General features: G+C 55.9%; 13 protein-coding genes. 9 read left to right on the forward strand and 4 right to left on the reverse strand.

The window, feature by feature from the left end:
* From tssI to F617_RS0122390, 8 genes are read left to right on the forward strand one after another with little or no spacing between them, the layout of a single operon-like run.
* Complete coding sequence (tssI, locus tag F617_RS0122355; RefSeq protein ID WP_013760984.1) at window positions 1-2,154, forward strand: type VI secretion system tip protein TssI/VgrG; 2,154 nt, start codon at window positions 1-3, stop codon at window positions 2,152-2,154.
* Window positions 2,151-2,627: a hypothetical protein gene (locus F617_RS0122360; protein ID WP_139104368.1), complete on the forward strand. Its 477-nt coding sequence runs from the start codon at window positions 2,151-2,153 to the stop codon at window positions 2,625-2,627. Before tssI ends, F617_RS0122360 begins: the two co-directional genes overlap by 4 nt.
* Window positions 2,624-3,589 carry a hypothetical protein gene (locus F617_RS0122365; protein WP_019566792.1) on the forward strand — a complete coding sequence of 322 codons (966 nt, stop codon included), beginning with the start codon at window positions 2,624-2,626 and terminating at the stop codon, window positions 3,587-3,589. The genes F617_RS0122360 and F617_RS0122365 overlap by 4 nt, the downstream gene beginning before the upstream one ends.
* 6 nt (window positions 3,590-3,595) lie before the next feature.
* The gene (locus tag F617_RS0122370; protein WP_013760981.1) at window positions 3,596-4,129 is read left to right on the forward strand and encodes a hypothetical protein; all 534 of its coding nucleotides are present in this window, start codon (window positions 3,596-3,598) and stop codon (window positions 4,127-4,129) included.
* A gap of 16 nt (window positions 4,130-4,145) precedes the next feature.
* Complete coding sequence (locus F617_RS0122375; RefSeq protein ID WP_013760980.1) at window positions 4,146-4,523, forward strand: PAAR domain-containing protein; 378 nt, start codon at window positions 4,146-4,148, stop codon at window positions 4,521-4,523.
* A 1-nt stretch (window position 4,524) separates the two neighbouring features.
* Window positions 4,525-5,742, forward strand: coding sequence for a hypothetical protein (locus F617_RS0122380; protein WP_019566794.1), 1,218 nt, complete (start codon window positions 4,525-4,527; stop codon window positions 5,740-5,742).
* Entirely contained in the window at window positions 5,739-6,287 is a 549-nt protein-coding gene (locus tag F617_RS0122385; RefSeq protein WP_013760978.1) for a hypothetical protein, read from the forward strand. The genes F617_RS0122380 and F617_RS0122385 overlap by 4 nt, the downstream gene beginning before the upstream one ends.
* A gap of 2 nt (window positions 6,288-6,289) precedes the next feature.
* Window positions 6,290-6,739 (forward strand): hypothetical protein, encoded by a 450-nt coding sequence (locus F617_RS0122390; protein WP_013760977.1) that lies wholly within the window; start codon window positions 6,290-6,292, stop codon window positions 6,737-6,739.
* Window positions 6,740-7,168: 429 nt separating this feature from the next.
* On the opposite strand, the gene F617_RS0122395 is transcribed toward F617_RS0122390, so the two are convergent.
* A complete protein-coding gene (locus tag F617_RS0122395) occupies window positions 7,169-7,447 on the reverse strand; it encodes a hypothetical protein (protein ID WP_013760976.1) in 279 nt (92 codons plus the stop codon).
* Window positions 7,448-7,844: 397 nt separating this feature from the next.
* Between F617_RS0122395 and F617_RS0122405 the strand changes: the two genes are divergently transcribed.
* On the forward strand, window positions 7,845-8,645 hold the full coding sequence (locus F617_RS0122405; protein ID WP_245260841.1) for a hypothetical protein: 801 nt from the start codon (window positions 7,845-7,847) through the stop codon (window positions 8,643-8,645).
* 39 nt (window positions 8,646-8,684) lie between these two features.
* Here the strand turns inward: F617_RS0122405 and F617_RS0122410 are convergent, their stop codons facing one another.
* The 3 genes from F617_RS0122410 to F617_RS27270 all read right to left on the reverse strand — a co-directional run bounded on the left by F617_RS0122410 (window position 8,685) and on the right by F617_RS27270 (window position 12,753).
* Complete coding sequence (locus F617_RS0122410) at window positions 8,685-10,628, reverse strand: DKNYY domain-containing protein (RefSeq protein ID WP_155846281.1); 1,944 nt, start codon at window positions 10,626-10,628, stop codon at window positions 8,685-8,687.
* Between the two features lie 183 nt (window positions 10,629-10,811).
* Window positions 10,812-11,975, reverse strand: a complete 1,164-nt coding sequence (locus tag F617_RS0122415; protein ID WP_155846282.1) for a hypothetical protein — start codon at window positions 11,973-11,975, stop codon at window positions 10,812-10,814.
* Between the two features lie 247 nt (window positions 11,976-12,222).
* Window positions 12,223-12,753, reverse strand: coding sequence for an MgtC/SapB family protein (locus F617_RS27270; protein WP_256379951.1), 531 nt, complete (start codon window positions 12,751-12,753; stop codon window positions 12,223-12,225).
* Window positions 12,754-13,148: the final 395 nt, after the last annotated feature.

The following is a 13,148-nucleotide window of genomic DNA, read 5'->3' on the forward strand; positions in this document are numbered from 1 at the left end:
ATGAACGACCAGTCGTCACTTTCTGATTTCGTTCAGGCAAGCCGCGTCCTCAAGGTCAAGTCGCCTTTGGGAGAGGATCAGCTTTTGCCGGAGCGTCTGACGGTCGAGGAAGGCGTATCGCAGCTCTTTGATATTCGCCTGACGGTGCGTGCCAAGAAGGAGGCGGTTAAGCCCGAGGAACTGATCGGGCGGCTGGTCGATGTTTCGCTCGAGATCAGCCAGGGCGAGGGTGAGGGCGGCGGTGTTCGCCGTCCCTTTAACGGCCTTGTAACAGAGCTCCATGAAGGTCCTCCGATCACGCGTGGATTGCGCTCTTACTCGATGACCATCCGGCCACAGATGTGGTTGCTTTCGCGGCGTTCCGATTGCCGCATCTGGATGGACAAGACGGCGGTCGATATCGTTGAGACGCTGTTTTCCGAACACGGAATTCCTGCTCCCGATACGTCAGGCATCATCTCGCCGCCGCCTGCACAGCACTACAGCGTGCAGTTTAACGAGACCGATCTGGATTATCTCACCCGCCGTTTCGAAGAGGATGGCCTGTTCTACTGGTTCAGCCACGAGGACGGTTCCCATAAGCTGCATGTTGCCGATAGCGCCAGCGGCTGGCTCGGGCCGTCTCCGGCTGCCCAGGGGGAGGGAACGGTGCGGCTGGCGCAGGGCTCGTCGGACCGCAACCACATCAATGACTGGGCACGGCGGTTCTCCTATGTCTCCGGCCAGCGGGCGGGCGCGGACTGGAATTTCGAGACGCCGGGCATGGTGCCTGGCACGATGACGCCGTCTCTGGTGCAAATGCCGGACGCGACGAAGCGCGAGCTCTACGAATATCCGGCCCGCATCAAGACGGTGGAAGAAGCGGAACGGGCGCAGAAACTGCGCACCCAGGCGATCGAGGCCGATCACGACCGGGTATTCGGATCGTCCACCTCACGCATTCTCGAACCCGGCCGTCGCTTTACGCCTTACGAGGTCGCCCATCCCGAACATGCCTATGAAGAGCATGTGATCATCAGGGCAAGCCACAGCATCGTTGATCTCTCCTATGAGACAAACAGCAACGAACCGGAATATCGCAATCACTTCGAGGCAATTCCGGCCCGCGTGCCGCTGACGCCCCATCGGTCAACAAAACGCCCGCGCATCGAAGGCACCCAGGTGGCGATCGTCGCTGGCCCGGAGGGTGAGGAAATCCACCCGGATCAGTATGGCCGCATCAAGCTGTGGTTCCCTTGGGATCGCAAGGCAAAGAAGGATGGTACGGATACGTGCTGGGTGCGGGTTGCGCAGAACTGGGCGGGCTCCACTTGGGGCGGCCAGATCATCCCGCGCATCGGCATGGAAGTGATGGTTGCATTTGTGGATGGCGATCCGGACCGGCCCCTGGTCACCGGCGTGGTGCCGAATGCGCGTCAGACAGTGCCTTATGAGCTGCCTGCCAACAAAACCAAGAGCACGTTCCGGACTAACACGCACAAAGGTTCGGGCTTCAACGAACTGACTTTCGAAGACGAGAATGGCCGCGAGGAAATTTACATTCACGCCCAGAAAGACCGCAACGAAAAAATCCGAAACAATCACAGCGAACGGATTGATAATAACTGGGTCCAGTCGGTTGGCCACAATAAGTCGATAGAGGTGCGCAACAACCACCACGAGGTTGTTGGTGGCAATATGATGGTTACAGTTGGGCCGAGCGGGATAGGAAGGGTCGTGAATTCGGTGCTGAATTCGCTTGTGAGCGGGATTGGCGACGTTGCAAAGAACCTCGGTTTTCCAGGGCTTCTCAATCCTGGCGAGGGCAATATGTCCGTCATCGTCGAGAAGAACAATACTGAGAGCGTGGGTGTGTTCAAAGCCGTCAACGTGGGGGCCGGAATGGCTACCAATGTCGGTATGTCCTACAGCGTCAACGCAGGAACACGTGTCAATCTCATGAGCAACGACACGATGTCGCTGTCTGCGCAAAACAGCGCGACCGTACATAGCGGGGGCGAATTGCACCTGACTTGCGGAAAGGCCAATGTTTTGATGCATGAGGATGGAACTGTCACGCTGAGCGGTACGAAGCTCTTTCTCGACTTTGAAGAGATCGAGATCAATGGCGAACAGCGTGTTGTCGTCAATGGCGGAAGGATAGATTTGAATTGAGAAGCAATATGACGAGAATCCTGGCCCCGGCATGTGTGATCCTTATGGCCTCCAGCTCTTTTTCCTTCGCAATTGAATGCGAAACCGATCCGGCCAAATTCGCCTTCACATCGGATACGCCATCCACCTTCAACATCGGAGAGAAGCAGGATGTTGACCGAGCCTATGCAGGGCTTGCGGCCGTTCTTGGGCCGTTAGACAGCTATACGAAAACGCGCATTTTCTATTCTAAAGGTTATGAGGACATCAGGGACTACGACTGTAGGGAAGAAAAGTGCCGAGCGATGGAGGTTCTCGAGGGGCTCCAGCAATGTGGCGCGGGCGGCATGGCTAAGAAGGACGCGTGTTATCCACTGGCGGTCGTTTACAAACAGAAGCTCTATTGCCTTCTTTATCCGGGACAGCAGAACTTCGATCCGTCGAAACCATTCGTACCCTATGTGCCATTCAAATACGGTCAGGCGGAGCAATGAGCGACAGCGCATTTCCCTATGGCAACGACCTGAAAACTCCCGACTCCTGGGCTGGATTGGCACATACCAAATCCCAGTCATGGCTGATTGGTTATGACAGTGGCGCATCTCTGATTCTTGGTGCGCACACCTTTCTGTTGTTCGGCCGGGAGAACTTGTGCGCCTGTGTCGCCTCGTTCTACGGGGCCGGCCTGTCAGCAGGTTACGGCATGTCCAATGCCGCCAAGCGCGTTGAACGCGGCGGCGGGCAGTCGATGAGGATCGGTCAGGGCGGCGGGGCTTCCGAACAACTCAAGACGATAGAGGATATGAAAACCGCAAAGGACATATCGGACATCCCGACAGCGGGAGACCAGTATGATTCCGCTGAAAAAATTTACCGTTTTCTTGCTGCGCAACAGAACGGAATGAGCGCTCTCAAACCGTTTTGTATCAACGATCTGGATTACACCATGGGGTGGGTCTCAGGGGCTTCTGTTGATGCGGCAATAGGGGTCGGGACATATTATCTTGCCGACGCCCGCAATCTTTTCAAAGGGGCGACGGCCCTCAATGTCAAGACCGAAGCCACCCTGGTTGGCGCGTCCCTGGGTTCCATGATTGGCTTTTGGCGAGTTAAAAAATGGTACTCGCTCTGGAACGAGTTGTCCCGGTCAAAACGCGAGGAATACCCATTCCAAGCCTACAACGTTCATCCATATTTCCGTGAATGGAAGTCGGAAGAATATACCTATCAAAAGCAGCTTGATCGTATCGCGGAACAGGACCGTATCATCAACTCGATCACTAGGGACATGCAGGTCAATCCCGCTAAATACGGTTTCCCTGATTCCGGCTATGCACTGCAGAGGTCGGTAGAAATGACCGAGAAATTCTATTCCGGTGCGCGTTCCCCTGACAGTAACCCGTTCATGCCTTGGGTGCCTATGGACAAGCAACATATATTCTATGAGGGGAGGTGAGGCCGGATGTTATCAAAGCCAGTGAAATTTGACGACGGATCTACGCCGGCGGGAATTTGGCTAGAGCTCCATTCCACCGAGCGCCAGTGGAAAAATACCTATGTACGCATGCTCAATGCGGGTGGCTCAAGCCGTGACATCGCGCTGAAAGCGATAAGAACCCAACATGAGCTGTTGACAAATCTATCACAATTCTCGGCCGACAGATGGAGAATGCTGTGCGATGGCCAAGGCTGGACACCGCTGGGCTGCTCCGCTCTGTCCTGGTGTCAGGGGGATGTGACCTTTTCCGAGGTCGCAGGACGCGGCAAAAGTTTGCATTGGAAGATCGACCCTGAAATCGGCAGCGATTTTGCTGCGCTTATGCTCAATCCCGCTATTGTTCCTGTAGATCTGAGTGCGCTTCTGCGCACCGAGGATGACGATTTTGCCGTTGCTCTTGCCTTGGCCTCGAAGCCCGAATGGCTCCCTGGATCGTTTGTCCCGCCGCAGGGAGCACGGCTTGGGTTACTGACACGCGCCATGCTTCAGGCGCGCTGAAAAGGGGATATAGCCGATGCCCAAAGCTCATCGCCGTGCCGATATAGGTTCATCCCATTCCTGCCATTTTCCACCCACACCGGCGACCGGGGGTAGTAATAATGTCTATGTGAATGGTCGGCCGCTGATGCGCGTCGGGGATGCCTATTTGCCGCATGGCTGCCCGTCTTGCCCGAAGCCCTCACATCCGCGGGCTCTGGCGGCTGGAGCATCCACCGTCTTCATCAACGGCAAGCGGGCCGGTCGAGTAGGCGATGCGATTGACTGTGGCGGCAATGCGCAAACCGGTTCGACCGACGTCTACATCGGCGACCGTGAGCCAAAGGGCGGCAGTGATGCAACCTCCTGCCAGGCAAGCATGGCCGCGCGGTCCGTTCCAACGGTTCGAGGATAAGATGCAGAGCCAGCTTAACGGCGGAGCGGAGGTGCCAGCGGTCGGTCAGGTTTATCTGAAACGCCTCTCCCGGATTGCGGACAGTTGCGACAGGCGAATCTATGCGGTGCTGGACGGAGCTCTCTTCGGTAACCTAACAGCGGATCTTTCGGCGGCTGGTTTGTGCCACAGGCCGCTCTATCGGTCGGCGGGTTCCAATTCGGCAATTGTGCTCGGCGGGCCGTGGCTCGTTTCACTTAGTCTTTCGCCGCCGGCCTCAAGTGCGCCGGATAGCTTGGTCGAGACGGCGGAGCCAAGCGACGAGGAACTGCAGGCGCTGGCAGCGAAACTGTCGAATGACATGGCGAAAGCAGTCGCCAATGGTGATGAAAGTGGCGGCGGCTTGATGCCAGCCGACGAGATCGATTTGCCTGGGCGGGTAAAGAGCAGAATAGAGGCCCTGCTCAAGCTTATCGCAGACAGGCCGGCTGTGGTATTCTGGGTCGGTGATCGCGGCCTTTCTGAGGAAACAATCTACAGGCATCTTCGTGGTATTAACCGCATCTTTCTGCCGCTTGAGCGAGACGCGCTCGCGGGATTGAGCGGTTCGGTTTCTGGAGAAGCCGGTGATATCTCCTTGGCGGCCGGCGATGCGCAAGAAGGGGCATCGTTCGCCCTTGATCTTGAAGAGGCGCGGGGTCGTAGCGAAATTGTTGTTTTCCGCCATGCCGACCCGAATGTCATGATGCAGGTGTTGCCGGCGCTTTCGCCGGAACAGGTGGTGCGCCTTATGGGCCCGGCCGAAGAAATCTACTTCGCTCCGGCCGAGGCATGGGGTGGGAACATCAAGCGCGCTCATCGACCGGTTGATGTCGTCGCGCAGGGCGGCATGTTGCGCCTGACTCCTGAGAATATCGAGGTCATCAGTGCATCGCGAATGCTCGCCGCGCGTCGCCGCCGAGTGACGGCCTTTCAAAGGTCCGCGCCGCACTTGCTACAAGGCATGGACGAGCGCGAAGCGCTCATATTCATGGAACGATATGAAACACAGGCACGAATTTACGGATTGAAAACCGAGCGCGGATTCTTTCAGTGGACCTACCTTATGAGCGCAAGCAACGGGCGCTTCATCGAAGCACCTGATATTCGCCAGAACCTCAGAGGCCGCAATCCTGACGCTCGGCTGGATGAAATGATGCGGCTGATGGCGAATGCGGCGAAAGAACGGGGGGGTGCATGACTGCCGTGGCTGCTGCTGGCGGGGAGGTTCTGCTTGGCCGTGCGGCTGCAGGCGTGGCAACGAGGCTCGGTGCCCGCGCCGCGCTCGGTTTTCTTGGGCCAGTTGGTGCAGCAATCGGCCTCGCCATGCTGGCCTATGAAGGTTACGAACTCTACAAAATGTACAATGAGAGCCATTCTGAACCCGCCGATGGCGAGGCGGGAAGCTGCACTGGGAACTGCGATTCGGCAAAGGCGGAAGAACAGAAGAAGCGGCAAGAGGAACTGGAGGATGAAGCGGGCGTCAGTCAACAGACAAAGGGTAAGACAAAACACGGCGAAAAGGATGGCGGTATGGCGGAAGCTGAACGCGACTTCGATTCCTTGAAACCGGGCAAGGAGAAAGGTATCGAAACACAATACGGGCCGGGCCGCACGGGGGAACTGGAAGACGGCAGCAAGGTTACCGTCCGTCCGGGAAGCTCTGACGGTCGTCCGACGTTGCAAATACGTAGGCCAAACGGTCGTCAGACCGAGATACGCTATAATGACGGACCTGGGGTTTAATTATGGACTTCATTGGAAAAGACTGCACGCTGGATCATCAGGCCATTCGAAACAGAAATTTCGCGGCGAGGATTTACCCCGAATTTCCAAGCGAGGAGGAAATCGCTCTCGTCGCCGCGCGTATCGGTAGTAACGAGATTGATTTCGCTGCTTACGAGTTCGGTCAGCCTCCGCGCCATTTTGCACCGCAACCGGTCGGGTTGGTGCTTGATGCACTGTTTGAAAATTCGCCCTATGGCCTTCTGATCCATTTTTCAGCTCATGATCTCTGGATCTGGGCGCCGGAGGATCACGAATACCTCGTTGTCTTTGGTGATACCAATCTGGTCAAGGCGATAGAACGAAGTGACATATTCTCATTCAGCTTTGCTGATTATCTGGGCAGTGGTGTTTTGTCGCAAGCGACGGTCACACATCTTCGCGGCGTAGCATCGAACTATACGATCGGGTAATGGCGGACGACCCCACTGAGGACTGATCACGGGTGTGCGGGAAGGGTCTGGGAATGTATTCGCTGGCCGGCACCTAGGTCGTCTACACGAAGAGCGGAACGAATGCGATCGCGAAGGTCAACGATTTGGACCTCGAGTTCAGCGTTTAAGCGCATCTTGCGGATTTGCGCAGCCAGAAGAGGCATTTGTATCCGCTTAACGTCGAGGTGGCTTTGAACAGCCCGCATGGCCACACGCAATCGCAGCGCTATACGCAGGCACGTCAAATTTAAACCTCGGCCTAAACCGAATGACTAAGATTGCCATTGCCTCCGACCGCTTGCCGAACAAAATCGCATTGTCTTGGCACCGGTGAGGTGCTGCAGGGGGCTTGCCGAAACAGTCTGGTCGACGAGCAATGCCAAGGGCAACCTAAGCCTGGCGTTTCAGTTAAAGCAAAGAGACTACCATCATAGCCCAAACAAAGACGAGCATCGCGATGCAGGCTGGGCGGAACAGATAAAATCGCTGCCAGTTCGTGAGGCGGAGGTCGTTGTAGTGCATGGATCTGTCAAGTTTGACGTGATCCATGTTGCTGTCGACAGAAAAATCACCACCATTCTTCTTGTAGAAATTATACTCCCGAACCTGCGCGATAATCTGCTGCACAGCCAGAAGGCCAACCGCGATAAGAGCCGCAGAAAAAATGACGATCTCAAGTATCAGCAAGCGTTTCTCCTGTGCGATCGGTTGAAACGGCGACGTATCCGGGTTTGGATCAAATCGTGGGAGACGAAGTGTCAAATCGCTTCAATGGATGCAGTTGTTGTTTAAAACTACGCAATGTCGATTTTTTCGTCCAGTATCTGATAATGGTGTTGCGCGGTATTTCGGAGAGGTGAGAGATGGAAGTCCGCAAGCTCGATGCGGACACAGGGATAAACTGTCATGTGACGTCCTCCATGACGGCATCAGATAGTGCCGGAAGAAAGTTGCTCAGGTGGCTGTAGAGAAAGGCAAGCAGACTGTAGATCCTTCTCGGAAGGCACTTGCACCGAGGCTGTATGCGATCCTGGCACGGTCAGCGAGAACAGGTGTCATATTTCGGCGCGGCCCGAGCCGGCTGGTGCAGCTCATTCGCTGGGACTTGCGCACCGACACTTTTGAACATGGTCAATGGTTGAAGGGACGGGTCTACGAGAGACGCTGCGATCTTTCTCCGTCCGGAGAACTTCTGGTCTACTTCGCGGCCACAAATCGCCCGCCCTACGCGAGCTGGACGGCCATATCGAAGCCGCCATTCTTCACCGCACTGACGCTTTGGCCAAAAGGAGACGCGTGGGGAGGAGGCGGTGTTTTCGAGGACGAGAACAAACTGCTTCTCAACCATCCGTTTGACGATAACCGCGTCTCGTTCGCTCCAGGTTTTCGATTGAAGCGAGGCATGCAAGCGGACCCGTGCGGTATATTGTCGGGACGTGGAGAGGACGAGCCCATCAGCGGCTACATACTTGCGCGTGACGGTTGGCGTGTGATCGACGCCGGTGAGGGGCAAACCAATGGCCTGAAGGCCTCGACCTTTTACAGCTTCAACAAGCCGCGTGTCCTGCAAAAACCGGGTGCAAACGGCCGGAGCCTTCAGATGGTTCTTCATTCGATCGGTCGCAGTCAAAAGGCGTGGTACGGACTGGACTACCGCGTGTTTGACCGGGACGGAACATTGCTTGTCGACCTTCCGGAAACGGATTGGGCAGACTGGGATGGCGGCGATCTGGTGTTTGCACGCGGCGGGTGCCTCTATAGGCTGGCAAAAAGCGACTTCCGATCCGGTAATGTCATGCCTATTGAGTCTTCCTCGCGCCTGCATGACTTCAACGGCGCAGGTTTCACCGCCCTGGCACCTCCGCACGCCGCTCGTCACTACTGACGCACCCAGCCTCGGGGGAGCTTTGATATCAGGCATTACTCATCCACTTGTATCTTCGGGTCGTAACCGCCTTACGATGCCACCGGAAACGTGGAGCTGTGTGTCGCCCACCCGGACCGCGTAGAGGCCGGCTAGCTCGACTTCGCCCGGTTCAATATCCTCAATGAGCAGCAGTCCTGTATCGGTCATCGCGTAAACATGCCGTGCGTCAACTGCGAATACACGGTTGAGGAAATGCAAAATGGCTGGATCGATTCCAGGAATCTTTTTGCGATAACTGCCTCCGAACAGCATCTCGCCGTTCGCATCAATCAGAAGCTGATCGTTGACACCACGCGCTGTGGCGGGATTGACCTTGCCGGGCCGGCTGATGGGCTTCCCGCGATAAAGCAGGGTATCGCCCATCCGTGCAAAGGAAAAGCCGAGCGATTCCACCGCTGCGGGATTGTCGATGCCGCGCTTGCGCACACCTTCAACGATCAGCCCTTTTGCGTCACGAGCATAGGCGCCGCCCAAAACCTCGAAGCTCGCCATGTCGATTTTGACGACAGCAAGCTCTGGTAAAGGTGCTGTACTGTCGATGTAATAGGCCTGCTGCTTGTCTTTGAACCATGGGCCGTCGAGCTTTTCGAAGCTAGCGGGATCGGCTTTCTCAATGGGCTCCATCCCGTAATGTTCGAGGCCGGGCAAAAAGTAGCGCAGGCCGTGCCGATCCTGCCCGAACACATCAACGATGTGTCGGAAGCTGTCGTGGTCGAAATGATCGAGTGAGACCCATTCGGCTTCCTGCGGACGCTGTGGCCTAACCAGAATCCGGCGTCCATCGCTGTAATAGAGACCGCCGATCGGTACTGGCTCATTCCCCACAGACGCGCTTACCGCACGGCGTGCCTTCTCCCGGTGCCACCAGCTGTCGGCAATCTCGGGATGGTTCTCGAAATAGCCGCTCCAAGACTCAAATTCTGCCGAGACTGATTGAGGTTGCCCTGCATAGTACGGCCGCTCGCTGTCATAAGCGCGATACTGACCTGCTTCTGATGCGCAGACAAAACTCTCTCGGTCCGCGTCGGGAATCAGGCTCTTCTCCCAATAGACATGCTTCCTGTCAGCGAAATATCTGCCTTCGTCGCCGATGGAATGGAAACTGGCCGCATCCGCGCCTTCAATCGCGACCCCGTAAGCATAGACTTTGCGACTGTCCTTTGCGTAGTGACTCTCTTCGATACGGATGCCCGGTTTCTGGCCGCTTCCGTAATAATAGCTGACGATCCCGAATGTACCCGGCTCCTCGGTGGGAAGGCGCAAGTTGGTAATGTAATAACCGGCGGCCTTGTCGACACCATAACGTTGGTTCAGAACGGTGAAGCTGTCCGGATCGGCGCCGCGCGCTGAGAACCAGAAAAGCTTCGTTGGTGTCTCGCCCTGGCCGTAGACATGTCTATCGTCGCAAAACCAGCGGTCACCAAGCTGTCGAAAGGTGAAGGGGTCGACCCCGGACAACGGGACGCCCTTGCGGTCGCGGATTGGTGCGCCGTCCACATAGACCTGATGGCCATTGTGGATATAGCGGATGGTCGGGAATCGTCTTTCTCCGATGTAATGCGCGACCCAGTCGACATTGGCGAAGGGGCCGATACGAGGATTAGCTTCGACTGCCCGCCGCAAAGCCGCAAGCTCTGTGCGCATGCTGAAGGGTTCTGTTACCGGTAGGCCGATGCCGTCATTCCCCGTCAGACGCTGGAAAAGCGCCCGATCCTGTTCGGGTTCGGGAAGTCCGTCCCGCCTGAACGCGGCCGTAACCCAACTTGTATTGGCGTAATGAAGTTGGCTGTAGCGCTCTCGGAACCGTTGCCAGCGCGCGGGATCTATGTTGAGACGCTCGAATATCTGTGACGCAGCATATCCGGCCTCGGCAAAAAGAGTGGCCGCATACCAATGGGCATAGGGTAGTGGGAAAAGTTCAATCAGCTTAGTTCCGCCCAAGTCCGCTCCGATCTGTGGTGTCAATGCCAGCCGTGGTTCCAAGCCAGTTTGCCTGTCTATCTTGCGCCATTTTTTGCGGCTCAAAATACCAGAAGGAAACAGGCTTTTTTACTTTAAGAAAATACCATAGTTTAATGTTTTTTCTTCCTTTTGTGCGCTTTGGTTTTTTATCTGCGCCGTACCTTATTGCTGCGTTGTTACCATGGCTTGTCGCACGATATCGTAGACAGTAAGAGCTGGAAGACGGGAAAAGAAGTTGCTGTTATCGGCTGCGGAGGGCCACGCTGACCAAAGGGTGAGTACATGCAGGCGCCCATTCCGCCATATGACTGTCGCATCTATATCGCCGCTGTCCTGACCTTTTTTGTCTGTCACTGAAAACCGGAAGGTGCGTGCGGGGATTCCCTGTTTTGCAAGCAGACTGTCTTCCTCACTCGATATCAGTGCGGGTGGCCGGGCATCAGGTGTCTGCCTGACAAAGTAATCCCTCACGATCGTGGCTCCGGCCATTTCCAGGTCCGGTTTTTCCTTCATGTCCTGAACGAGCAGCCATATCAGGCCAACATCTCTTCCGCCCTTGCGCCTGATCATGTGCAACTCGGCCGGCAAAGCGCCATGAAAATCGTTGATCGGTATTTCCCACTGGTCCGGGATGCGGAGTGCGATCCGCTCGTTGCCTATCCGAACAGGAACCGATTGCAGCTCCTTCCCAAAGCTTGATTCTTCTCCATTTTCCCATGAGAGGCTGTCAATGAACGCAACGGCATACTTGTCAGCCCGAACTACCAGATCATAAGCCGCGTCAGCATCCGCCGCGTTGCTGACATCTGCAATGAAATTTATGCCCAGCGCCTGCTTCCCGCGAGAGAAGCAATAGCTGATAAGGGCGCTATGTGGTTCGCCGCTCTGATCCTTGGTGCCCAGAAGCATAGCTTCTGTCAGGTCCGATGCAACTTTTGAGACGCGCGTTGTGTATCCAGCAGTGTCTGCCTGGTAAGTGCAGATCCGAAACGCTGCCGATGGCGCCTGCAGATTGTACCCGATAAAGGTCGTCTCGATTTTCGGACTGGACGAATCTGAAGTTATTTTTCCGATGACTTTCACATTACCGATTGTGCCAGGCTCCGTCGGACTCATTGGTACGGTTTCGACCGTAGCATTTGGGGAGAGCGTACCTTCAAGATTGAGGGCTGGCGCTGAGAAATCGAATTTTCTCATCACCGGTACGGCATTTTGAACGGCACTATCGTTATCCTGTGCAAAACCGGTTCCGGCGAACATCGTAACGGCGACCGAAGTTGCGACAAGCACACATGCAAAAGACCGGCATTTCTCTCCGTGTACCATCCGCTCTCCGGTCAACATCAAAAATTATAATTCTGCCTAACCGTGCAATGAAAAGTACAGCAACACAACCTCTGAGTTTAGACTGGTGAAGACTCTCATGGTAACGTCATTGGAAAAAGCGCCAGACGGCCGAAATCGTGACAGCTCTCAAAAATCTCCGAGAACAGATGTCAAGGGAATGTGATGTTCGTGTGCGCGAACATGGCGGCTATGGCGTTGTCGTTGAACCGGCCGTGGCGTCTCAAAGCTACGTGAAGGTGCAGTAAAGAATGTTTGGCGACAAGCTAAGAGATTGCACAAGAACGCTCATGACTTCGTCGTTAACGTCATCACCTGAAATAGTGACATCAATTGTGATGCTCCTATCCAGTGAATTGACGCGGCGTGCGAGTGATGTGACTGCTAGTTGATCGTCACGCGTTTGGCTCATCAAACTCGACCGGACCTCGGTTTCGCTTTCCGTGGTCGTGCGGACCTCAACCCTACGACGTTGTGACTCGACTGGGTGTTGTAGAACAAAGCGCTCGATGAGCCGAACAACTCTGGGGGAGGTTATGTTGATCAGCAAGATCAGAAGCGTTGCCTCAGCAGCCTCGAAAATTTCTCCATAACCCGCGAGGACGCCGATCGCTCCCGTAGTCCGTATTGTCGCCGACGTGCTCAACCCGCGAATGTTGAGGCCGTCGCGCATGATCAGTCCTGCGCCAAGGAAGCCTATCCCCGTCACCACCTGGCCGCCCATGCGGATATCCTCGTTAACTTCGAGGATGGCGGACAGGGCGCAGGCCGCTGGGCTACTTGGGCTTCGTGTGACCCAATTTCGTGGGGCCCCTCTGTAGGCAGGCTGGAGTGTACCCCGTTTCGCCGGACAGCTCGGCTTGTTTGATTCAGTCCTGATGAACTGCTGAGGGAAGCCGTCTCGAGCGCTGAACGGGGATAGGTGCATCGGGACGCCTAGGAAATTTGGAAGCGCGGCGCACTTTTGGGGGGGCGATTAAAAGACGCCAATGTTGTCGTCGGCGCCTACTATCGGCTCAATCCAAGCCCCTGCGACCGGGAAAGCTGCTGTCTCAACGCGTGGTCATGACTAAGCTCGGCATGGCGTGTACGATGCACCATGCGGGCGATTGTGTTGATCTGCTCGGCCTGCTTTGCGAGCTCCGTGCGTGCCTC

This window comes from Agrobacterium sp. 10MFCol1.1 (genome assembly GCF_000381165.1).
GTDB classification, from domain to species: Bacteria; Pseudomonadota; Alphaproteobacteria; order Rhizobiales; family Rhizobiaceae; genus Agrobacterium; species Agrobacterium tumefaciens.

What these genes read in the sequence shown, in the direction of transcription:
- tssI (WP_013760984.1), top strand. Translation starts at nt 1, where the DNA reads ATGAACGACCAGTCGTCACTTTCTGATTTCGTTCAGGCAAGCCGCGTC.
- F617_RS0122365 (WP_019566792.1), top strand. Translation starts at nt 2,624, where the DNA reads ATGAGCGACAGCGCATTTCCCTATGGCAACGACCTGAAAACTCCCGAC.
- F617_RS0122370 (WP_013760981.1), top strand. Translation starts at nt 3,596, where the DNA reads ATGTTATCAAAGCCAGTGAAATTTGACGACGGATCTACGCCGGCGGGA.
- F617_RS0122375 (WP_013760980.1), top strand. Translation starts at nt 4,146, where the DNA reads ATGCCCAAAGCTCATCGCCGTGCCGATATAGGTTCATCCCATTCCTGC.
- F617_RS0122380 (WP_019566794.1), top strand. Translation starts at nt 4,525, where the DNA reads ATGCAGAGCCAGCTTAACGGCGGAGCGGAGGTGCCAGCGGTCGGTCAG.
- F617_RS0122385 (WP_013760978.1), top strand. Translation starts at nt 5,739, where the DNA reads ATGACTGCCGTGGCTGCTGCTGGCGGGGAGGTTCTGCTTGGCCGTGCG.
- F617_RS0122390 (WP_013760977.1), top strand. Translation starts at nt 6,290, where the DNA reads ATGGACTTCATTGGAAAAGACTGCACGCTGGATCATCAGGCCATTCGA.
- F617_RS0122415 (WP_155846282.1), bottom strand. Translation starts at nt 11,975, where the DNA reads ATGGTACACGGAGAGAAATGCCGGTCTTTTGCATGTGTGCTTGTCGCA.